General features: G+C 33.2%; 24 protein-coding genes. 23 read left to right on the top strand and 1 reads right to left on the bottom strand.

What is annotated here, in order from left to right; genetic code table 11:
• Nucleotides 1-18 precede the first annotated feature (18 nt).
• The 23 genes from KKG99_17255 (at nt 19) to KKG99_17145 (ending at nt 20267) form a co-directional block, all read left to right on the top strand.
• On the top strand, nt 19-1383 hold the full coding sequence (locus KKG99_17255) for a hypothetical protein (GenBank protein ID MBU1014746.1): 1365 nt from the start codon (nt 19-21) through the stop codon (nt 1381-1383).
• Nucleotides 1384-1401: 18 nt separating this feature from the next.
• The gene (locus KKG99_17250) at nt 1402-2439 is read left to right on the top strand and encodes a beta-lactamase family protein (GenBank protein MBU1014745.1); all 1038 of its coding nucleotides are present in this window, start codon (nt 1402-1404) and stop codon (nt 2437-2439) included.
• A gap of 63 nt (nt 2440-2502) precedes the next feature.
• On the top strand, nt 2503-3513 hold the full coding sequence (locus KKG99_17245) for a hypothetical protein (protein MBU1014744.1): 1011 nt from the start codon (nt 2503-2505) through the stop codon (nt 3511-3513).
• 23 nt (nt 3514-3536) lie between these two features.
• Nucleotides 3537-4262, top strand: a complete 726-nt coding sequence (locus tag KKG99_17240; GenBank protein MBU1014743.1) for a metallophosphoesterase family protein — start codon at nt 3537-3539, stop codon at nt 4260-4262.
• Nucleotides 4263-4317: 55 nt separating this feature from the next.
• Nucleotides 4318-4782, top strand: a complete 465-nt coding sequence (locus KKG99_17235) for a nuclear transport factor 2 family protein (GenBank protein MBU1014742.1) — start codon at nt 4318-4320, stop codon at nt 4780-4782.
• A 30-nt stretch (nt 4783-4812) separates the two neighbouring features.
• The gene (locus KKG99_17230) at nt 4813-5736 is read left to right on the top strand and encodes a hypothetical protein (protein MBU1014741.1); all 924 of its coding nucleotides are present in this window, start codon (nt 4813-4815) and stop codon (nt 5734-5736) included.
• A 116-nt stretch (nt 5737-5852) separates the two neighbouring features.
• Nucleotides 5853-6542: an amino acid racemase gene (locus KKG99_17225; protein ID MBU1014740.1), complete on the top strand. Its 690-nt coding sequence runs from the start codon at nt 5853-5855 to the stop codon at nt 6540-6542.
• A gap of 191 nt (nt 6543-6733) precedes the next feature.
• Nucleotides 6734-7540, top strand: coding sequence for a GNAT family N-acetyltransferase (locus tag KKG99_17220; GenBank protein MBU1014739.1), 807 nt, complete (start codon nt 6734-6736; stop codon nt 7538-7540).
• A 107-nt stretch (nt 7541-7647) separates the two neighbouring features.
• Nucleotides 7648-8298, top strand: coding sequence for a class I SAM-dependent methyltransferase (locus KKG99_17215; GenBank protein MBU1014738.1), 651 nt, complete (start codon nt 7648-7650; stop codon nt 8296-8298).
• Between the two features lie 164 nt (nt 8299-8462).
• Nucleotides 8463-9413 (top strand): homocysteine S-methyltransferase family protein, encoded by a 951-nt coding sequence (locus KKG99_17210; protein ID MBU1014737.1) that lies wholly within the window; start codon nt 8463-8465, stop codon nt 9411-9413.
• A 9-nt stretch (nt 9414-9422) separates the two neighbouring features.
• Nucleotides 9423-10259: a PhzF family phenazine biosynthesis protein gene (locus KKG99_17205; protein MBU1014736.1), complete on the top strand. Its 837-nt coding sequence runs from the start codon at nt 9423-9425 to the stop codon at nt 10257-10259.
• A 56-nt stretch (nt 10260-10315) separates the two neighbouring features.
• Nucleotides 10316-10657: a n-acetylglutamate synthase gene (locus KKG99_17200; GenBank protein MBU1014735.1), complete on the top strand. Its 342-nt coding sequence runs from the start codon at nt 10316-10318 to the stop codon at nt 10655-10657.
• Between the two features lie 62 nt (nt 10658-10719).
• Nucleotides 10720-11373: a class I SAM-dependent methyltransferase gene (locus tag KKG99_17195; GenBank protein MBU1014734.1), complete on the top strand. Its 654-nt coding sequence runs from the start codon at nt 10720-10722 to the stop codon at nt 11371-11373.
• 137 nt (nt 11374-11510) lie between these two features.
• Nucleotides 11511-12008 (top strand): GNAT family N-acetyltransferase, encoded by a 498-nt coding sequence (locus KKG99_17190; GenBank protein MBU1014733.1) that lies wholly within the window; start codon nt 11511-11513, stop codon nt 12006-12008.
• A gap of 199 nt (nt 12009-12207) precedes the next feature.
• Nucleotides 12208-12582: a DHCW motif cupin fold protein gene (locus KKG99_17185; GenBank protein MBU1014732.1), complete on the top strand. Its 375-nt coding sequence runs from the start codon at nt 12208-12210 to the stop codon at nt 12580-12582.
• A 20-nt stretch (nt 12583-12602) separates the two neighbouring features.
• Nucleotides 12603-14009, top strand: coding sequence for an aminotransferase class V-fold PLP-dependent enzyme (locus KKG99_17180; GenBank protein ID MBU1014731.1), 1407 nt, complete (start codon nt 12603-12605; stop codon nt 14007-14009).
• A gap of 126 nt (nt 14010-14135) precedes the next feature.
• A complete protein-coding gene (locus tag KKG99_17175) occupies nt 14136-14819 on the top strand; it encodes an amino acid racemase (protein MBU1014730.1) in 684 nt (227 codons plus the stop codon).
• Nucleotides 14820-15312: 493 nt separating this feature from the next.
• On the top strand, nt 15313-15564 hold the full coding sequence (locus KKG99_17170) for a hypothetical protein (protein MBU1014729.1): 252 nt from the start codon (nt 15313-15315) through the stop codon (nt 15562-15564).
• 120 nt (nt 15565-15684) lie between these two features.
• Nucleotides 15685-16890 carry a prolyl oligopeptidase family serine peptidase gene (locus KKG99_17165; GenBank protein ID MBU1014728.1) on the top strand — a complete coding sequence of 402 codons (1206 nt, stop codon included), beginning with the start codon at nt 15685-15687 and terminating at the stop codon, nt 16888-16890.
• A gap of 3 nt (nt 16891-16893) precedes the next feature.
• Nucleotides 16894-17751, top strand: a complete 858-nt coding sequence (locus KKG99_17160) for an MBL fold metallo-hydrolase (protein MBU1014727.1) — start codon at nt 16894-16896, stop codon at nt 17749-17751.
• A gap of 264 nt (nt 17752-18015) precedes the next feature.
• Nucleotides 18016-18705 (top strand): class I SAM-dependent methyltransferase, encoded by a 690-nt coding sequence (locus KKG99_17155; GenBank protein MBU1014726.1) that lies wholly within the window; start codon nt 18016-18018, stop codon nt 18703-18705.
• Between the two features lie 119 nt (nt 18706-18824).
• Nucleotides 18825-19454: an isoprenylcysteine carboxylmethyltransferase family protein gene (locus KKG99_17150; protein ID MBU1014725.1), complete on the top strand. Its 630-nt coding sequence runs from the start codon at nt 18825-18827 to the stop codon at nt 19452-19454.
• 48 nt (nt 19455-19502) lie between these two features.
• Complete coding sequence (locus tag KKG99_17145) at nt 19503-20267, top strand: MBL fold metallo-hydrolase (GenBank protein ID MBU1014724.1); 765 nt, start codon at nt 19503-19505, stop codon at nt 20265-20267.
• A 268-nt stretch (nt 20268-20535) separates the two neighbouring features.
• Here KKG99_17145 and KKG99_17140 read toward each other — a convergent pair whose 3' ends face one another.
• Nucleotides 20536-21396, bottom strand: a complete 861-nt coding sequence (locus KKG99_17140; GenBank protein MBU1014723.1) for a prolyl oligopeptidase family serine peptidase — start codon at nt 21394-21396, stop codon at nt 20536-20538.
• Nucleotides 21397-21435: the final 39 nt, after the last annotated feature.

Here is a 21435-nt window from a genome sequence, read left to right as displayed (position 1 = left end):
AGTAAAAAATAGTAAAATATGAAATCAATTAAATCAATAAAGGCACTGATTGTTTTTCTGACTGTATTTAATGGGTCAGATACATATTGTCAGAGTGAAAACATTCAACCCATTGAAGATGTTTTCAAAGTAATGGAAATTGTAAACAGGTCAAATGACAATCCTCTCTGGCCAACATTCAAAACATCAGAAATTCCAGTACTTGTATTTGATAGCATAAATACATGGCTTTTCTATTCCAATGTACCACCCGATGGATTTACAGAGGTGAAGGAACATCAGGGCGTTTCTGTATTTAAAGGGCAGTACCCGCTTGTTCGAGGGAATTCTATTGTCAGGCTAGGTGATAAATGGATGGCTACCAGCGTATTTAGTTCATATGCTCGCAGGACAGGTGAGAAATACAATGCGAAAGATCTGGCTGGAATTATCATTCATGAGCAGTTTCATATTTTCCAGAGAAACAAACATCCGCGATGGCGGCAAAACGATGCCTATATGCTACGTTACCCAACAGAAACGCAGGAAGCATTGTTCCTGAGAAGGATTGAAAAGGAAGCATTTAAAAGAGCAGTTCTGTCTAAAAAATCTGTGGAATCTGTAGGTTGGGTTAAGGAAGCATTTAAATACAGAGAACAACGATTAAAACTGATCCCTTCGGCATTTGGACTTTACGAAATGGAACTTCAACGCACCGAAGGTCTTTCAGATTATATTGAAAAAATTGCCAGAGGTCTTGATCCACTGAATGCTTCGGAAATTACAAATGGGATTGCCCCGGCAGGAGTTCGTGACTTAGGTTATGTTGAAGGCAGATGGATTGCCATGATCCTGGATAAAGTGAATCCTGACTGGAAAACCGTTCTGGAAGCTAATGATACATTATATCTTGAAAATATTTTAAAAAATTCAATTTCCGGTTTAAAATCTAAATCAGTAAGTTTTTCAAATGTGGAAATTAAAAGGCTCGAGGATAAAGCAAGTCTTGATTTTGATAAATGGCAAGAGAATAAGAGTCAGGAAATCAACAAGTTTAAGGATTTACCTGGTTATCGACTTGAAATAAATGCATCATCAAAACCACTAGGTATCGGAATATTTGAACCTCTCGAGATCGAAATCCTCGATGATGGCAGTGTGTATCATCGATTAATATTTTCGGCAGGTAATGATGCCGGAACACTGCGTATAATGAACCAACCCTGCATTACACAATTCGACAACTCGCTCCGAATAATTAAACTGATACTAAATGGGCTGAATGAATCTCCGAAATTTATCGATAATGAGAACAAAATCATCATAAAAAATAACAATATAACAATTGATCTGAAATACACTAAAGTAAGTGTAGATAAAACATTGTATAGTATTGAACTTTAATTCAATATACAAATAATTATGAAGAAAATAATAGTAATAGTAAGCAGTCTTTTAATGGCATGCAATTCATTCGGTCAAAAGATTGATAGTTCGAAACTCGATGCTGCCATTTTAAAGGCCGATAGTATTATCACAACAGATAATCGTGTGTTCTTTAAAAATGTTGAAAGTATCATCGTTTATTCTGACGGTGAAATAAAATTTGAAAAGTACTATAACGGATTTAAAAAAGATTCTTTGCATCAAATTCAATCCCAGACCAAAAGTATTGTGGCACTTTTGATAGGAATAGCAATTGATAAGGGATTTGTTAAAAGTGAGAATGAGCCGGTTTCAAAATATTTCCCTGAATATTTTAATAATGAAAACGAGCTAAAGAAAACTGTTACAATCAGAGATCTATTGACCATGTCCGCCGGGTTTGAATGGGAAGAGATGTTGCCATTTGATGATCCCAAAAATGATAACATGAACATGTTTAGATCAGATAAATGGCTGAGTTATGCATTAACACGTCCAATGGCCAAAAAGCCCTTCACCGAATTTAAGTATAACAGCGGGAATCCTATGATTGTTGCTGGAATTATTGAAAAGGCAACCAAAATGAAACTAAAGAATTTTGCTGTGAAATATTTATTTGAACCACTGCAAATAAAGGATTATCGATGGCTCGAAGACCAGACAGGTTTTTGCCATGCAGGTGGTGGTCTTTTCCTGAAACCAATGGATATGATGAAAATAGGAATATTGGTTATGAATAATGGAAAATGGCAGAATCAGCAATTAATTTCGGAAAACTGGATCACTAAAGCAACAAGTTCATACATGCCGACCTCTTTTGATATCAGCACATATGGTTATTACTGGTGGATTAGAGATAGGAATCTTGCAAATGGGAAATCAACGAAGGTAATATCTGCTGAAGGAGCCGGAGGACAAAAACTTTATATATTCCCCGAATATGAACTGATTGTAGCTTTTACTGAGCAAAACTACAATACACCTCAGGTTAGTCCACTATTTATTCAAGAATCGATTTTGCCTATTCTGAATTGATTATATCAGAATTTATGTGATTAATTACGCTAAGATAATGATAACTAACCCGATATTAAACCAATGAAAAATTTTATACCATATCTATTCATCACACTTTTTGTAGTAGCGTGTAATTCTCCAAAAGATTTTGATTCGCAAACTCTTAATCGGTTGGATTTTGGGCAAACAACCCCATCTACAAAAATTGAACTTTTTGCTCCGGGAATTGTTTCTACTGGATTAAACGAAGGTACTATTACCTTTTTTCCCGATGGTAAAGAGTGTTATTGGAGCGTTCTTTTCTCTGGTTTTGAAACCATAGTAACCAGCAGGCTTGAAAATGGGAAGTGGACAAAACCGGAAGTAGCATCATTTTCAGGTAAATATTACGATGGCTGGCCTACAATACAAGTAGACGGTAAGCGGATGTTTTTTCACTCAGCCCGTCCTGTTCCTGATACAACATATGGTATTACTGCAGAATTCAATATTTGGTACATGGACAGAGTTGATAATGCATGGAGTGATCCCAGATTGGTTAATACACCAGTGAACGGAAGTGAAAATTCAACCTGCCCGTCAGTTTCACTGAATGGCAATATCTATGTCTCGAAAAGATTTAGTGATGGCAGCGAAAAGCTCTGTCGGTCTGAGTTGAGGGATGGTGTTTACCAGAAACTAGAAATGCTTCCTGATAATGTGAATGTTTTAAAGGATAATTTTCATGGATACATTTCGCCTGAAGAAAGCTATTTAATTCGACCATGTTATGGCAGGTCCGATAATATTGGTGCCGGATGGAATTATTACATCTCTTTCAGAAATAATAATAATACTTGGAGTGACCTGATCAACATGGGAAAAGAGGTCAACTCAGTTTATTGTGCAGGGGCTCCTTCAATCTCATTCGATGGCAAATATTTATTTTTTCAAGGTATTGTTGCAACCACTATAATACCCTCGCTCGATCGTAAATACTCCTTACAGGAGCTTATTGATATAGATATTAAAAATCCATCAAAAGGAAGTACGGATATCTACTGGATTGATGCTTTAATTATTGAGGAGTTAAGGCTTAAAGAGCAAAATTAAATAGATTTGAAATTATATTAAATATGAAAATAGCAGTATTGTCTGATATACATGGAAATTCATGGGCTTTAAAAGAAGTTTTAAAGGATATTGATAAAAGGAAGCCCGATCTGCTTGTTAATTTAGGTGATAGCCTTTATGGTCCTCTTAAACCATTGGAAACATTTCAATTAATCAAATCAAGAAAAATTATCAGTATTTCGGGTAATGAGGATCGACTAATTCTTAACCACACCACAATGAATCCAACATTGGAGTATGTAATTAATGATCTGAATGATGAGGCTTTGTTATGGCTAAGATCACTTAAATTTACAGATACATTTGCTCCTGGAATATTCTTGTGCCATGGTACACCTGCATCCGATTCGACTTATTTACTCGAAGACTTATCTACCAATCAAATTAGTACAAAAGATTCCGGAGAGATTGAGAATGAATTGGAATTTATTGATCATAACATCATTTTATGTGGTCATAGCCATTTATCAAAGGTTGTGCAAATCACAGAAAAAATTATAATAAATCCAGGAAGTGTTGGTTGCCAGGCATTTGATGATGATATTCCAATATTCCATAAGGTTGAAAATCATTCTAATTACGCACAATATTGTATTATTGAATTAATTCAAAAAAAAATCCATATTGATCAAATATTTGTGCCCTATGATTTTGATGAAGCCGCTAATTGCGCTGTAAAAAACAATAGACCCGATTGGGCTCATTGGATAAGAACCGGAAAAGTATAAAAAATCAGTATAAAAAACATCTTACTTAATCGATTGATAATTAAAACACTTTAAAATGAAAAAAACGATTTATTTAACAATGATTGCCATAATGTTTTATGGACTAACTATTAATGCCCAAACCAAACAGGATAGTCTGGCCATTGAAATGGCTTGCCGCAATTATGTGGAAGGATGGGCCGAAGGCAATGTGGAAAGAGTTGCTCAGGGAGTTTCTCCTGAACTGGTAAAACGGACCCTATCTCGGGATAAAGATGGGGCGAATTCTATAAACAATATGGGTGCTTCTTTACTGATAAATGCCTCAAAAATGAATAAGGACGGTAATAAAGCCCGGGATCTTGAACCAGATAAAAATTTCAAACTTGATGTTTTTATCTATGATATTACGGGAGATTATGCACTTGCGAAAACAATAAATACGAAGTACGGGTTCTTCGACTATTGCCAATTAGCAAAGTTTAATGGGGAATGGAAGATTATTAATGTTTTATGGGGCATGTTACCACAGAAAAAATAGTTAATCAATAAAAATAAATTACTTAAAAGAATGAAAAATAAACTAATTATTGTTATTGGAATGCTGATGATAAGTTTGTCGGCAATTTCTCAACCTGCCATGAATAATCAGAGGAGTATTGCCGACAGCTTAATGGCCGAAGGCGAAATCCCCGCAGCTATAGTTGAGTATCGTAGGTTGTATGAAAAAAACCCTAATGATCAACAAAATTTATATAACTATACTCGTGCCCTTTCTCTAAACAGGCAAATTGATAGTTGTTTCAAATACCTGAATATGGCTGTTAAATTGGATACCTCAATCCGTCCATTGACAGAACCCGATTTTTTAACAATAAGACAAGATAAGCAATGGCAGGAATTTGAAGACAATCTGATCGTTCTATTAAATCTCAAATTGAATATTCCGATTAAAAATGTTGATTATGCCAGGGCATTGTGGAAATTACGCACTTATGATCAGGCATATTTTAATGAAATTGGGATAGCTGGCAGGAAATTAGGGTTTAAATCATCGGTTGTTGAAGCTTTATGGAGAAGCAAGTTTTTTATCCAACAAATTAGCCAAAATGAACTTGAAGCGTTAATTGAAAAATATGGTTGGCCCCGAATAAAGGATGTTGGTGCAGAAGCAGCAATGGCTGCATACCTCACAATTATGCACTCTAATGGTGATCTGCAAAATAAATACATGTCAACTATTAAACAGATTTGCGAAGAAAAAGAACTTCCCTGGGTAAGGTATGCATATATATACGACCGTTGTAGCTCTAATAATGACAAGCCGCAAAAATATGGCACACACACTGTATACAATGAAAAGACTAATTCTCAGGAACTTTATCCACTCGAAGATGAAACTAAAGTGGATGAATGGCGAAAAGAAATAGGGCTTGAGCCACTGGCTGAATATCTGGCAAAAATGAATATAAAATACGAGCCAAAAAAGAAATAAAATTAGGTAAGTCTTAATAGCAAACCATTGACTATATATGGCTAATTGGAACTTAGGAAGATATTGAAAGTGGTATGAACCAAAGACTGATTTAAATTAAACTAAATGATAAACAAATGAAAACAATTGGACTCATTGGTGGAACAGGATGGATCTCGAGTGTAGAGTATTACAGAATTATCAATGAAGAGACAAACCGAAGATTAGGAGGTCTTGAATTTTCAAAGTGCATACTGTATTCAATAAACTATGGAGAGATTGATTACTTAAATAAAAGCAATAACCGAATTGGGGTATATGATTTGATTTATGATGCATCGATCAAACTTATTAACATTGGAGCAGAAGGCATCGTGCTTTGTGCAAATACACTGCATCAATTTGTAGATAAACTTGAACAGGTGCTGAATGTGCCCATTATTCACATTGCGAGCGCAACTGCTAAGCAAATTGAAGGAAATCATATTAAAAAAGTAGGTTTGTTAGGTACAAAACAAACAATGGAAATGGATTTTTTCAAATCCAGATTAAATGCGAGTGGAATTGAAGTTTATATACCTGAATTGGATGATCGGAATTTTATTCAACAAACAATTTCCGAAGAACTAATAAAGGGTGTCTTTTACAATTCAAGCCGTGATCGCTTTGTTTCTATTTGTAATGATCTGATAAATAGGGGTGTGGAGGGAATCATTCTTGGATGTACCGAAATACCTTTACTTCTTAAACAGGAATACGTGAATATTCCATTGTTCGATACCCTTTCAATTCATGCATTAGCAGCAGTGGATTTTGCATTAAGTTAGGTTTTTCCGAAGATGTTTTTTATTCCGATAATTAAAAAATAACTAAAACTACTTATAGGATATTTATAGTCACTTATAAGTAAAACATAGTTGTTTGCTAAATCTCAAATGATCGGTAAGACTAAAACAATATTTTTGAGCATTATAAACTGCATATTTTTTTATAGATAGTAACCATAATTATTAGTAAGATGAACTTAGAAGCTATTTCACAATATGATTTAGAAAGGATAAGACATCTTCAACCTGATGGTTGGACGGACATAGTTAAGGAATTTGAATTTTATATTCAATCTGTGTTGTGTAATCCTATTAAAATTGAACTGGATGGAAAAATTGCAGGCATTGGAGCTTCCATTGCATTTGAAAAATCAGCATGGCTTGCTCATATAATTGTTGATAGTAATTATAGAAATAAGGGAATTGGCTTCGAAATTGTTAATGAGCTAATTGAACAACTCAAATTGAATAAATCTATAGAAACAATCATGCTAATAGCCACAGAGATTGGAAGGCCAGTCTATCTGAAATTTGGCTTTAAGGATGTGAGTAACTATTTGTTTATGAAAAGGGAAATTCCAAATCGAGCTATACCTATTCCTTCAAAAATTGTTGAATTTAGTGAGAACTATCGATCAGAGATTTATAAACTAGATTACCTTGTTTCTGGTGAAAAACGAGAGAAATTATTAGATCCATTCATTTCAACATCAAAATTGTATATCAACAATAACAAACTTGAAGGCTTTTATATGCCTGCTTTAAAGGAAGGACTTATTTATGCTGAAACAGAAGTGGCCGGTCTTGAATTGATGAATTTAAAATACGCTACAATTGATAAAGCTGTTTTACCATCAGAAAATAAAATTGGTATTGAATTTCTCAGACAAAATGGATTTGTTGAGTTACCGACAAAAGGAACTAGAATGATTTTGGGAAAAGATTTGAGCTGGAAGCCAAAAATGATGTATAGCCGAATAGCTGGGAATTTTGGATAAATAGGAATGAGTGAAAATAATTGAAAATGAATTAAAACTTACAAGATAAAATAGTTATGAAATAAAATGGTAGGAAAAATACATTAATAAGCGGTAACGATAAGAACATGAATTCAAACATTTCAAGTCCATGGGATGATGAATATAATGGGAGTCAAATTGGCCCTATATATGAACCTCTATGGACTATGCTTCAAGTATTTTTACACAACTTATCAATTAAAACAGTATTGGATTTTGGTTGTGGAGATGGTAAATATTCTTTTCTAATTGGAGAAAGTGGATTGAATGTTATTGGAATTGATAATTCTGTGAGGGCTATTGAGAAAGCAACATCCTATAAACAGGACCATAAAGATGATAGATGTAGATTTTTATGCAATAACCATATTCCAATCAATTTGCCTAATGAATCAATTGATGCAGTGATAATGTTAAATTCCTATCATTGCTTAACTAATAAAGAAAGGTCTAATATTCTTAATCAAGTAAATAGGGTACTTAAGAAAAATGGTTGCCTATTTGTTAGTGTTTTGGCCATAGATGATGAATCATATCCACGAAATGAATGGAAGGAAATAGATGTAAATACCTTCGATAATGGAAAAGGTAAAATCTTTCACTTTTTTTCACCTAATGAATTGTCAATGGAATTGAAAGGATTTGAGATATTGGATAATAGGATGCTTCAAAATATACATCCTGAAACTGGAAGAAAAAGTGCTTTATATGTCATTACAGCAAGAAGTAAGAAATGAAAAGACCGAGTGAAAAATACATAGCCACTAACATCTGGCAATATATTATGCAGTTGATGAGCATATAAATAGATTTTATTTATATAAGATATTGATGACTATGGACATATTGTTAACTTCTCAACAATTAATAGCAGGGTAATAATATTAAAATAATTCATATCATGACTTTTGAAAAGATATTTAGAGAATCAAAAATAATTTTGACTGAAGGAGCAATAGTTGAGCGACTAAAAGCTGAGTTTAATATAGATGTCGACAGTCATATTAATCATGCTGGGATGATTTATACAAATCCTGAAATTCTTGAATTCCTATACAGGCAATATATAGATATTGCTGAAAAGTACAATTTACCAATAATGGTTATGACTCCGACACGAAAAGTGAATTTTGAATCATTAAAAAAATCAAAATTTAAGGGTAGGAGTATTTTTAAAGATTCTTGTGTTTTTTTAAATAATATCAGAGAAAGTTATGGTGATTATTCACAACGCATTTTGCTTGGGGGGTTAATGGGATGTAAAGGAGATGCTTATAGTAGCAAGTATTCTTTGGAAGTTAAAGAATCATATGGATTTCACAAAATTCAAGTTAATGAATTTAAGAAAGAAAATATTGATTTTTTGTTTGCGGGTATAATGCCTGAAATTAATGAAATAATAGGTATGGCAAGAGCGATGGCAGAATCAGAAATACCGTATATCATTAGTTTTATGATTCGAAAGGATGGATGTTTAATAGATGGCACTTCGATATCTGATGCAATCAGAATAATTGATAATGAAACAGAAAAGCAACCATTTTGCTATATGACAAATTGTGTGCACCCTGCCAATCTAAAATTGGCATTGACTCATGAAAAGAATATAAATAAACCTGAACTCAATAGATTCAGGGGTATTCAAGCCAATGCATCAATTTTAAGTCCTGAAGAACTGAATAATTGTGGCATATTGCACCAGAATGATTATAAAATAATGATTGATGAAATGTATCAGCTGCATCAACATTTTGGTCTAAAAATTTTAGGTGGTTGCTGTGGAACAAACAACCAATTTATCAATGATTTATCGAGTAAAATTCATAACGCGTATTTAGGGTTTAATATTTAAGATTTAAAAGTGGATCACAAATTTTATCAAGTCGATGTTTTTACATCTAAAGCATTTAGAGGTAATCCAGTAGCAGTTATTTTCGATGCTGATCATTTTTCAGATGAAGTGATGCAGCAGGTTGCAAACTGGATAAATCTTTCAGAAACGACATTTATCCAATCATCTTCAATAGCTGATTATAAACTAAGAATTTTTTCTCCACAGAAAGAATTTCCGTTCGCCGGACATCCAACGATAGGAAGTGCATATGCGGTGTTAAAATCGAGGTTAATCAATCCCAAAAAGAAAGAAATTTTACAAGAATGCAAAGCAGGACTAGTCCGAATTTCTATTGAAAAGAATAACATCTTTGCCCTAGTTCCTAAAATAGAAATACTTTCAACTAAGATTGATAAACTGGAATTTGAAGATGCATTAGGATGTAAAATAATCAGCGAACCAATTGCCATTATTTCAGGTCCAGTATGGGGAGTAGCAGGTGTTGATGGATGTGAAACTTTAGATGGGATTAATATAAATACTGAAAAAATTATAAGAATTAGTAATAAATATAATTTAACGGGATTAACAATTTATTCAGCAATTCCAGGGAAAGGAGTTTTTGTTCGCACTTTCGCTCCTATTGTTGGAGTTATGGAAGATCCCGTTTGCGGTGGGGGCAATGCTGCAGTTGCCAGGCATCTGAAGCATACAGGCGGCAATAAGACTTTTGGGAATAAATACACAGCCTACCAAGGAAAATCAGTAAAACGAGATGGAATTATTCAAATAAAATATGATAATGAAGAAATTCTTATTGGAGGAGAAGCTAAAACCATTATTAAAGGAATGATAAAAATATAACCGATATCACCTGCACATTGTAGCAGTTAAACCTTTTAAACGAATAAATAATTTTAATGAATATTGATTTAAATAACAAAAAATTTAAAGCCTCGTCAAATAGCAGTATTGGAGAAGTGACGGGAGATACAGTATTTCATTATCATCAGGAAAAAGATCTAATATGGGCAGAATATTCAGGAGGAAATATCAAAAAAGGATTTCTGGTGGGGAAAATAAAAAACGATACGTTCATGGAATTTGTTTATCAGCATATAAATAATTCAATGGAAATGATGACGGGTATATGTGAATCCAAAACAAATTTTAATGATTCAGGAAAAATAGTACTGAATGAGACATGGCAATGGACCTGTAAAGATTTTAGCAAAGGTGAATCTAAATTGGTTGAAATATAAATACTATTAAATCGCTAACAATTAGTAGTATAAAAACTTAAAATTTATTTTATAACAGAAAAATGGAAGATTTAGATTTAATTCATTCAAAAACAAGGGATGCTTATAACCTTGCCGCCGATAAGTATCATAATCTGTTTCATAACGAAATGAGCGAAAAGGAGTTTGACAGGAGTTTGTTGGACAATTTTGCCGGTAAACTGCCAAAGGGTTCGTTAATTTGTGATGCCGGATGTGGCCCTTCAGCGCATATCGGCAGATATTTATTTGATAAAGGAATAGATGTAATTGGTGTTGATATTTCTGATCGTTGCATTGAATTAGCTTCCACCCTCAATCCTGAAATGAAATTTAAATGCAATGATATGGCAAAAATGGACTTCGAAAGTAATTACTTCGATGCGGTAATTTCATATTACTCAATTATTCATACCCCGAAAAGTTTTGTCAATAAACTATTTAATGAATTTTATAGGATTTTAAAGCCTAACGGATATTTGCTTTTAGCAGTTAAAATTGGAACAGAAGAAGGGATTCAAAGTCAACTTATTGGAATAGATACAGAAATATACTTTTCATTATTTACACTGAAGGAGATCATGGATTATTTTAAAAATGCTGGTTTTGACCTTGATTTTATTGAAAAGCGAAACCCATACGATTTTGAGATTAAGAATGAAAGAATTTTTGCCATTGGACAAAAACTAATGATTTAAATTAATTGTTATGAAATATATTTATTTTCAGGTTATTGATTGGGATAGCGTTTCAAAAACAGAACACAAAGGAGATTCATGATTAAACAATTCTGGAAGTAGTTATGCAGAACATAATAAATACAAATATTAAAATAATGGAAATTAGATTTGCAATAAATGTTGATTTAAAATGCATAGTTGATATTTATAATCAAGCTATCAAAGCAGGTAATGCAACAGCTGATTTAACAGAATTATATCCCAGTGATAGAAAAGAATGGTTTATTGAACATAATGAAAATGAATACCCAATTTATGTGCTCGAAATAAATAAAAAAATCATTGGCTGGGGTTCTTTAAGTCCATATCGTAAAGGCAGAGCTGGATTAAGGACAACGGCTGAGATTAGCTATTACATTGACTATAATTATCATGGACATGGATATGGGAAAAAACTGATTGATTTCATAATAACTGATTGTAAACGATTAGGGATAAAAAATTTATTCGCATTGTTATTGGAAATAAACGAAACAAGTGTAATAGTTTTAGAACGATTTGGATTTACTAAATGGGGTTTTATGCCTGATGTTGCGAATTTAAATGGAATTACATGCGGACATTTTATATACGGGAGAAAAATAGATCAGTGATTATTGTAATTCACTCTTTTCAATTCGGCGAAGCATAGCGAAAAGGATGTATGTTCAATTATGGGATTTTAAATGAGGGAAAATCTAAATATAGAGCTACCCGGATTTGTGAGGTGAGAGCGTACATAAGTTTTAGATTAAAAAGGATAGGATTTATATTATTAAACAAAAAGTATTATAACAAAATATATAATCAACTATGAAAAATTTAAAAATTCCATTTCAAGTAATTGATTGGGACAAGATTTCCAAAACAGAACATTCTGGCGAAAAGGGAATGGCTTTTTGGCAAACGATTCAGTACGAAGGGTTAAGGGTTAGAATAGTCGAATACTCATCAGGATATCTAGCTGATCATTGGTGTAAAAAAGGGCATATAGTACATTGTCTTGATGGTGATTTTACAAGTGAACTTCAGAATGGCGATAACTTTCACTTGAGGAGAGGCATGACTTATGTTGTTTCTGACGATTTAAGTTCGCATCGTTCAATGACTGAGAATGGAGTTAAATTACTAATAATTGATGGTGTTTTTCTAAGACAAGTTGATAAATTACCCAAATTAGGAGAATAAATTTTAATTAATAAATAAATATGAATAGGGTTATTTTACAAGATCAAATGTTCAAGGAAATGCTTGAAAAGAGCATTTTTGATCAAGCAAGAGAATATGCTTTTGATTATGCAGACAAGGCATTAAATAGAAATGTATTTCCAAGTGAAGAGGCAATCAAGAACTTAGAGCATTTTGATGAGGATCTGCCGAATGAAACAGGTCAATCGTCAATTATTATTAAAAAACTTCACACTTATGGATCACCAGCAACAGTTTCTCAAATTGGGGGGAGATATTTTGGTTTAGTAAATGGTGGAATAGTACCAACTGCATTAGCAGTAAAATGGCTTTCGGATTTTTGGGATCAAAATACTCCACTCTATGTTACATCCCCAATAGTTTCAAAACTTGAATCTGTAGTTGAGAGATGGTTAAAACAAATCTTTAATTTACCAGCCGATACTGTTGCTGGTTTTGTAAGCGGAACCTCAATGGCAATTCTATGTGGTTTGGCAGCAGCAAGGTATAGGATATATCAAAATATTGGGTGGGACGTTAATTCTAAGGGATTATTTAATGCACCAAAAATAAGGGTCATTGCCAGCAGACAAATTCATGGAACAGTTTTAAAAGCTATTGCAATATTAGGGTTTGGTAAGGATAATATTGAATGGATTGAGGTTGATGAACAGGGAAGAATTATACCTGAGAAAATACCTGAACTGGATAATACATCAATATTAATATTACAGGCCGGAAATGTTAACTCCGGTGCTTTTGATCCATTCAATGTCATATGCGATAAAGCTAGAAAAGCTAACGCTTGGATTCATATTGATGGCGCTTTTGGTCTATGGGCTTCATGTTCTGAAAAACTTAATTATTTAACAAAGGATATCGAAAAGGCAAACTCATGGTCAGTCGATGGTCATAAAACTTTGAATACTCCTTATGATTGTGGTATAATTCTCTGCAATGATAAAGAAGCTTTAATATCAGCTTTGCAAGCAACAGGTTCATATATTGTATATAGCGACAAGAGAGATGGGATGCTATATACCCCGGAAATGTCAAGACGAGCAAGGATTGTGGAACTTTGGGCTACAATAAAATTCTTGGGTAAACAAGGGATGGATGATTTAGTAACAGGACTGCATGAAAGAGCTGTTCAATTCGCTGAAGAATTGAAAAATTCTGGCTTTCAGGTATTAAATGATGTGGTTTTTAATCAGGTTTTAGTAGCATGTGATAACGATGAATTAACCACAAAAACAATTGAGTTTATACAAGAATCACGCGAATGCTGGTGTGGTGGAGCAGTTTGGAATGGCAAGAAAGTAGTTCGCATTAGTGTTTGTTCCTGGGCAACTACTTCTGATGATATTTCCCGGTCGGTTAAGGCATTTATCCATGCGTATCAAAAGGCAAAAAATAAGGGTTTTTGAAATTACTAATTTTGTTTATATAAACAGATAAATTCAATACTCCTAACTGCCGCTCAAACCAGCATGAAGGGATGTAAGAAGTATCAATTTAAATAGTTTAATTAACCAATTTTGAAAAGAAAAATTATGAAAAAAATTGGAATATTAGGAGGAATCGGTCATTATACTACGATAGAGTATTATGCGAGGTTAATGGATTTGTATAAAAAACAGTATAATAACCTCGACTATCCTGAAATTGTGATATATAGCTTATCACATGGTAAATTTAAGCAATATGAGGATCATCAGGAGATTGATAAATATCTTAACTATTTAAGTGAAGGGATCGATGGTTTAATTAATTCAGGTGCAGAGATTATTGCTTTGGCTGCTAATTCTCCGCATAGGGTGATCAATGAGTTGAGAGATAGATTTAATTTGCCAATAATTAGCGCTATTGATTCGGCATTTAATGAGGCAAAAAGACTTAATATCAAAAAAGGACTATTGCTGGGTATTAAATTCACGATGCAATCTTCCTTTTATCAGGAACAATTTAGTAAAGGATCAATAGAGTTGATAATCCCCAGCACAGAAGATCAGGAGATAGTAAATGATATTATTTTTAATAGATTAATAAATGGTCAAGAAATAGATCAGGTATCAAAGGATAGTATTTTAAATATGATTTCAAGATACCCGGTTGATGGAGTTATACTTGGATGTATGAGACTGCCAGTGTTTTTTAATGCAGAAACAATTGTAGGAACAACATTAGTCAACACACTTGATAAACACATTGAAGATATACTCGAAAGCGCAAAGTAAATTTATAGTAAAATCTTTACCATCAAGGCTTAAGTAATTAGTATTTTGATTCAGAGAATTTACAGCAATTAATTCTGTACGTTTATGATAGCTCTTAAACGTATGTTCCTTATTATCATTACGGTATGTTGTTCATTGGTAGTTTATGGTAGCTCATGTATAATACATGGTAGTTTGCTATTATTCATTCGATTAAATTAATTTAATTAATAATTTCGAACTATAATAAACCGCAAATTCTAATATAAAAGTAATCAGTAAAGTTATTTATTTAAGTGTTATTTCATGAATTCAAGACTAAAATGCAGATACAGTATATAGTATTAATTTATACAACTCGCGATTGGCAAATTGTTTCAGGTTCTGACCAAGGGTCGAGTTGGGTTTGGGTCGGCATTTAAAAATTCAGCTCATACATAATTTTGAATATCTTTCAAACAATGAAAATAAAGTATATACAGCAAATATTTCACAAGGTGGCATGATATATAATATGAATACAAAAATGAATTTCCTTGCCAATATACAATATCGTTCAGTGAGTAGAAATGCGGAGCAATACTACATCCCGGTTGAAAAATTATCAAAAAGTATATATATTCAGTTTATGTTTTCATATAAGTACAACCCAAGAACAATGATTTATATGGGTTATTCGAACAAATCAATCGGAAATGATAATATTGATCTTCAAAAAGCGAATCAAACTTTTTTTATGAAACTGGGTTATGCTTTGGGATTATAAAAATGATAAAATGAAACGAGCCATGAGAGATAATTTCATATACGCGAATGATGATCAATGGCGAGTTCCCTGCCGGCCGGACAGGCTGGCATCTGGCAAATAAAAACAAATCATATACAGATGAAAAGTAAAATAATTAAGAATGGAGTTAAATATCTGACCTATTTAATTCAAATCTTCTTTTTAAGCTCCGGATTGAATTGCCAGCAAGTTGTTAATGAAAAGAATTTAGATTCACGAATAATTTCGGAATCAATACTTGAAGAATTGCTAAAAAAACCGCAAGGCCTTGAAGGTTACCGACCAAACCAATCGGGTCCGTTAAGCAGGATTGATCAAAAACCGGGAGAAAAAGATGACAGCACCTTTACTGTCGAAAAAATGAAGATACCCAGCGATGGTCTGATGATTAATGGATGGCTTTACTTGCCATTGGGAGATGGCAGATTCCCTCTCGTGGTATTAACAAATGGTGGTGGTGATGGATCAAGACCAATTAGGGTGCTTTCCGACTGGCTTGCTCCAATATTTGCTCACTGCGGAATTGCAGCATTTGTGCACGACAAAAGGGGAACCGGTGAATCGGAAGGTGATTTTGTAAAAACCACTTACGAGGATTACATTCGTGATGCGGGGAATTGTGCTAAATGGCTTTCGAAACATAAAAAAATTAATCCGGAAATGGTAGGAATTATGGGTGGCAGCGAGGGTGGAAGGATTGCTGTGATTGCTGCTTGCAGGTTTCCTGAAATAAAATTTGTAATAAGCCTGGCCGGTACCGTCGTAAGCGCAATCGATGATTGGCTAAATGCTCAATTAAATAACTATTTGGACAATGGATCCATAAATGATTCTATATATGCCAAGGTGAAACCACTTTGGGAAAGGTCTTTTATGGCATGGGCAAGCAATGATTCCAAAAAGCATGAAATGGTCAATATGGAAATCGCTGAATGGCGAAAAAAATTCGATAAAAGAATTCTACCCTATACTAAGCAGGAAATGGATAGTATTCCTGAATTTAGAGCGGTTTTACCAACCTGGAATTCCTTGCAATATGACTACCTATCGGAGCTTAAATATTTCAATAAGAAATGGTTGGCAGTATTTGGTGAAGTTGATCGGGTAGTACCCACTGAAGCCAGCGTAAAAAACATAATCTATTATATGTCATTAAGCGGGAACAAAGATTATTCCATTGCTGTAATTCCAAAATGCGGACATGCTCCGATAGATGTTGAAACGAAAAGAATGATCCGCATTGATAATATATTTATTAATTGGTTAAATGATAATGTGATTAACAATCGCAATAACAATTTATAAAAAATGAAAACAAAATCGATCCCCATTTTTATTATGCTTGTCTTCGGAGCCACATGTCTGTGGTCACAGGAACCCAAAACACAATGTTCTGTAACTTACATCGCAAATGAAGGATTTCTTCTTGAAACAAAAACAGGTAAAGTTCTGATAGATGCCTTATTCGGTGGCATCAAGGGCAACTGGTGTGATCAGCCTGATGATTCAGTTTCAAACCTTATGTTAAAAGGGCTGGCTCCATTTGCTAATATCGATGTTGTTTTGGTTACACATAGGCATAGCGACCATTTTAAGGAAGAAATGGTAATGGCTTTTTTAGCGAATAATCATGAATCGGTTTTGATCTGTCCGGATCAGGTAAATGATTTATTGAAACGCAATACAGGTTATTCACAAGTGTCAAGTAGAATTCATTCCTTTAAATCGGACGGCGTATTTGATACAACATTATCAGTTAATAATATGAATATCAAAATTTTGCGATTTAACCATGGATCGTATTTCGAGACCGATTCTGTAACAGGGAAGTCCTATGATTTACATAGCAATATTGAGAATTTTGCTTATTACATAGAAATTAACGATTTCAAAATATTTCATACAGGTGATGGATCTCCTTCTACAAATAAAGATCAATATAAAATTTATGGAATTGGAAATGAAAAAATGGATATTGCATTTCTAGATAGGGTTTATTTAGGCCGCGAAGGCCAGCAAATCATGAATGAATACATCCACTCCAAAAACATTATTCTAATGCATATCGAGCCTAATAGAAGAGAATATTATTATTCTTTCGTTAAAGACATTCCCGAATTTTTTGTTTTTATGAAGCCAATGGAGAAAAAAATCATACTAAAATGAAATTAGCTTACAGCTAAAATATGTTGCTTAAAGTCAGTGTATTAAATTTATTCAATGAAAAATCAAATCAAATTATTAGTATTGGGAGTTATTCTGGTCATTCAGTTTTCTGCATTTAGTCAAATATTAAATGAAAATTTAAAATTCATTGAACCGATGTGGGGTAAAAACTGAGTCAGTGATATAAAATCACCGGATGTAAAAATCATCGAAGAACTGAAAACGAAAAAGTACTCTTAATCAAAAATTATTATAGAATTTAAAATGGAAAATGAACAATTATTTAAAAAAGTGCAATCGTTCAATGAGGTACTATTGGAATATTTTCATTTTCCTGGCTTGAAAGTAATTGATGTGGGTTGCGGTACAGGTGATTTAGTTAGATGGATGGCATCTCAAGGGGCTGCGGTAACCGGCATAGATTTATCTGAACTGATTGATAAAGCTGAACAGTTTAAAAGGGTCGGAACAGAAAAGTATAAAGTTGGAATTGCACAAGAGTTGGTTTTTAAGAAGAATTCGGCCGATTTGATAATTTATTTGGCCAGCTTTCATCATATCCCACAAAATATGATGTTGAAAGCGCTTAAAAGTTGTCATCAAATACTAAAGCCCGATGGGCATGCTGTTTTTATTGAACCAGTTGCAGAAGTGAATTCATATTATGACCTTACGCGTTTGGTTGAAGATGAAGCAGATATTCAGAGAATAGCTTATGAATACCTTAGGTCTTCTAAGGAAAATATGTTTGAACAAATAATTGAATCATTCTTTTATACTGAAAGATCATTTCAGGATTATATAAAGCTTATCAATGTTTATGTACCGGATGAAAATCAGAGAGAAAGAATAATTCAACAGGCAAAAAATATCGTTCTTCAGAAGAAAGAAACGATCGAAACATGCAGATTTCGTTCAAATGTTAGAGTAAATATTTTTCAGAAGAAGATATAGCAAATAAATTATTTTTAGTTTTATAAGATTAAGGATAGAAAATAGATAATTTTCGTTTAAAGTAAATTAAGTCATATATGAAAGAAAAAGTCAGAAAACAAATAGTGATCCGCACATTGATGACTGCACTTGTGATGGGTTGCATGTTCTTTTTACCGGCAAGAACTTTGAAATTTTGGGAAGCATGGGTTTATATGGGAATTATTTTCACCTGTGTAATCGGTGTTATTTCCTATTTTTCGAAACATGATCCCGATCTTTTGGAGCGAAGAATGAAAACCAGAGAGAAGTTAAAAGAGCAGAAATTGATTATCAAATTTGGCTGGTTTCTGTTTCTCCCTACTTTCATTATCCCGGGATTTGATAAGTATTATGGATGGTCGGATATTCCAACTTATATTATAATTATAGCTGATATAATGGTCTTAGTTGGGTATTTAATAGTTATAAGGGTTTTCAAAGAAAATAGTTATACATCAAGAGTGGTTGAGGTTAATTCTCACCAAAAGGTTATTTCAAGCGGGCCTTATGCAATTGTCAGACATCCAATGTATTCTGGAATTCTACTCATGTATGGGTTTACTCCTATTGCGCTTGGGTCATATTGGGCTCTAACCGGTGCGATTTTTTTATTTATCCTAATAATTGTCAGAATTTTTAGCGAAGAAAAATTTCTCTCAGCAAATCTTGAAGGTTATAAAGAATATCTGAAAAAAATTAAATACAGGGTAATTCCGGGTATTTTTTAAAAAAATATTAGACTATTTATGATATCATTTACTAAAATTTATTTACGCATGAAACATTATTTTTTTACCCTCTCGCTCGTCTTACTTTTAGGTATTTCCTTGTCGGCCCAACAAAATTTGATTATTAATAAACAGACAAGTGGGTCCTTTAATGTTAATTCTTACCTAATATTTGATAATTACTCAAAGGAAGCCGCTGTGATTGATGTAGGAAGCAACATTGATTCACTGATTTATAGAATGAAAACTGAATCCCTGAATCTAAAATACATCTTTTTGACTCATGCCCATCAGGATCATATTGTTGGCTTAAATGCTTTAAAAAAGAGATATCCAAAAGCAAAAGTCTGTTTTAGTAAAGAGGAATTTAAAGATTTTAAACATTATCTGAGATGGAAAGAAATTTTTGATTCTACATCTGTAGATGGATGGAAGAAAGACGCTGTCATAGCAAAACTAATGGACTTTGATTATAAAAGGGTCAAAAAACCGGATATTTATCTCGATGATGACCAGGAATATAAAATTGGCAACACCACCCTTAAAGTTATCAAAACCCCCGGTCACTCAAACGGAAGTTTAACATTTTCAATTGCAAACATGATTTTTCCCGGTGATTTGCTTTTGTACCATTCAACCGGTTATCTTGATTATTTCCTGTGTTCAAAAGATGAAATAGTTAAATCCATCAGAATGTTATATAATATATTACCTGATGAAACAATCATACATTCCGGACATGGAAAATCATCCACTATCGGGTACGAAAAAACCAATAATAAAAATGTAAAAACTGCCGAAGTAACATGGTAAGTTTTATAAGAAAATTTAGTATAATGAAAATAAAAAACGTGCTTGGCATAAAAGCATGGAAAAAGAAATATGATTACTGATATTACGTAAAAAAAGCGATTAACTATCGGGATGAATTAAAATATGTATTTAGCCCGCCAACAGGTTAATTGTACCAAAGGGAAACAGGTTTCCTAAAATTGAAAGATTGTACAAACGCTATAAATGAACCTTGCTGAAAACTGCTTCGCACTTTCAACAAGGTTCATTATAAATCAGGTGTCAGTGTTTATTTACTTGGAAAATGTTGTTCGAAAAATGAAAATATCTGATCAAAATGCTTTAAGGGCTCACCATGTCCTCCATCAGTTGGGATATGCTTATAGTAATACTTAAACTTCTTTGATTGAAGCCGATTCATTATTTTTTCGCACATTGGTGTCGATGGCCAAACTTCATCCTTGGTTGCAGAAAGAAGCAAAATTGGGCCGTTTATTTTTTCCACTTTTATTAATGCTTTCTCCTCTGCTAGAGAATCTTTAAGGACAGCTTCAAAAGCCAATCTATAGTAATCATCTCCTTTACTGATGTATTCTAATGCTTCCTTATTAACAGGTACAAATGGTAACTCTTTTCCTTTAAATGACCAACTCGATGTATTAAATTGCATGGTATGCCCTGGAAATACAACATGGCTTGGGATAAGCCCAACAACACATTTGATATCTTTAAAATAGCTTCCCATGACTAATGCCAATTCGCCACCTGTTGAACCTCCAAGAATTGCTATTTTCTTTTTATTTACTTGGGGGTTTTTAGTTGCTTCTGTTATTGCGTTATGAATATCTTCAATGGAAATTCGACTTAAGGTGTCCGGTAATCCACTTGCACCAAAAAATGCGACCGCTAGAAAAGCATAGCCTTTTTCAAGAAATTGATCCTTGATTCCAATCAACCGCTTTGATTCTGCCCATGCATTTCCTCCCTCCGATCCGCCCAAAGCAACTATCAATGGTTGATTTTTCCCTTCTCCTAAATATAAAATACTATTCGTATTTGGGCTAATTATTGTTATTTGACCCAACATGTCAGATGAGATTATTAGAAATAATCCTAAAATTGCTGTTTTTAAAAAAAATGTAATTTTCATCGTATGATTTCTATATTATTATTAACTGGAATTTACTAT

This window comes from Bacteroidota bacterium, assembly GCA_018816945.1.
Taxonomy (GTDB): domain Bacteria; phylum Bacteroidota; class Bacteroidia; order Bacteroidales.
The sequence above is the reverse complement of the archived record's forward strand: the minus strand, read 5'-3'. Positions and strand labels throughout refer to the sequence as shown.

What these genes read in the sequence shown, in the direction of transcription:
- KKG99_17150 (MBU1014725.1), top strand. Translation starts at nt 18,825, where the DNA reads ATGACTGCACTTGTGATGGGTTGCATGTTCTTTTTACCGGCAAGAACT.
- KKG99_17255 (MBU1014746.1), top strand. Translation starts at nt 19, where the DNA reads ATGAAATCAATTAAATCAATAAAGGCACTGATTGTTTTTCTGACTGTA.
- KKG99_17190 (MBU1014733.1), top strand. Translation starts at nt 11,511, where the DNA reads ATGGAAATTAGATTTGCAATAAATGTTGATTTAAAATGCATAGTTGAT.
- KKG99_17160 (MBU1014727.1), top strand. Translation starts at nt 16,894, where the DNA reads ATGAAAACAAAATCGATCCCCATTTTTATTATGCTTGTCTTCGGAGCC.
- KKG99_17210 (MBU1014737.1), top strand. Translation starts at nt 8,463, where the DNA reads ATGACTTTTGAAAAGATATTTAGAGAATCAAAAATAATTTTGACTGAA.
- KKG99_17215 (MBU1014738.1), top strand. Translation starts at nt 7,648, where the DNA reads ATGAATTCAAACATTTCAAGTCCATGGGATGATGAATATAATGGGAGT.
- KKG99_17175 (MBU1014730.1), top strand. Translation starts at nt 14,136, where the DNA reads ATGAAAAAAATTGGAATATTAGGAGGAATCGGTCATTATACTACGATA.
- KKG99_17170 (MBU1014729.1), top strand. Translation starts at nt 15,313, where the DNA reads ATGAATACAAAAATGAATTTCCTTGCCAATATACAATATCGTTCAGTG.
- KKG99_17185 (MBU1014732.1), top strand. Translation starts at nt 12,208, where the DNA reads ATGAAAAATTTAAAAATTCCATTTCAAGTAATTGATTGGGACAAGATT.
- KKG99_17235 (MBU1014742.1), top strand. Translation starts at nt 4,318, where the DNA reads ATGAAAAAAACGATTTATTTAACAATGATTGCCATAATGTTTTATGGA.
- KKG99_17180 (MBU1014731.1), top strand. Translation starts at nt 12,603, where the DNA reads ATGAATAGGGTTATTTTACAAGATCAAATGTTCAAGGAAATGCTTGAA.
- KKG99_17245 (MBU1014744.1), top strand. Translation starts at nt 2,503, where the DNA reads ATGAAAAATTTTATACCATATCTATTCATCACACTTTTTGTAGTAGCG.
- KKG99_17230 (MBU1014741.1), top strand. Translation starts at nt 4,813, where the DNA reads ATGAAAAATAAACTAATTATTGTTATTGGAATGCTGATGATAAGTTTG.
- KKG99_17200 (MBU1014735.1), top strand. Translation starts at nt 10,316, where the DNA reads ATGAATATTGATTTAAATAACAAAAAATTTAAAGCCTCGTCAAATAGC.
- KKG99_17240 (MBU1014743.1), top strand. Translation starts at nt 3,537, where the DNA reads ATGAAAATAGCAGTATTGTCTGATATACATGGAAATTCATGGGCTTTA.
- KKG99_17220 (MBU1014739.1), top strand. Translation starts at nt 6,734, where the DNA reads ATGAACTTAGAAGCTATTTCACAATATGATTTAGAAAGGATAAGACAT.
- KKG99_17140 (MBU1014723.1), bottom strand. Translation starts at nt 21,396, where the DNA reads ATGAAAATTACATTTTTTTTAAAAACAGCAATTTTAGGATTATTTCTA.
- KKG99_17225 (MBU1014740.1), top strand. Translation starts at nt 5,853, where the DNA reads ATGAAAACAATTGGACTCATTGGTGGAACAGGATGGATCTCGAGTGTA.
- KKG99_17155 (MBU1014726.1), top strand. Translation starts at nt 18,016, where the DNA reads ATGGAAAATGAACAATTATTTAAAAAAGTGCAATCGTTCAATGAGGTA.
- KKG99_17165 (MBU1014728.1), top strand. Translation starts at nt 15,685, where the DNA reads ATGAAAAGTAAAATAATTAAGAATGGAGTTAAATATCTGACCTATTTA.
- KKG99_17145 (MBU1014724.1), top strand. Translation starts at nt 19,503, where the DNA reads ATGAAACATTATTTTTTTACCCTCTCGCTCGTCTTACTTTTAGGTATT.
- KKG99_17250 (MBU1014745.1), top strand. Translation starts at nt 1,402, where the DNA reads ATGAAGAAAATAATAGTAATAGTAAGCAGTCTTTTAATGGCATGCAAT.
- KKG99_17195 (MBU1014734.1), top strand. Translation starts at nt 10,720, where the DNA reads ATGGAAGATTTAGATTTAATTCATTCAAAAACAAGGGATGCTTATAAC.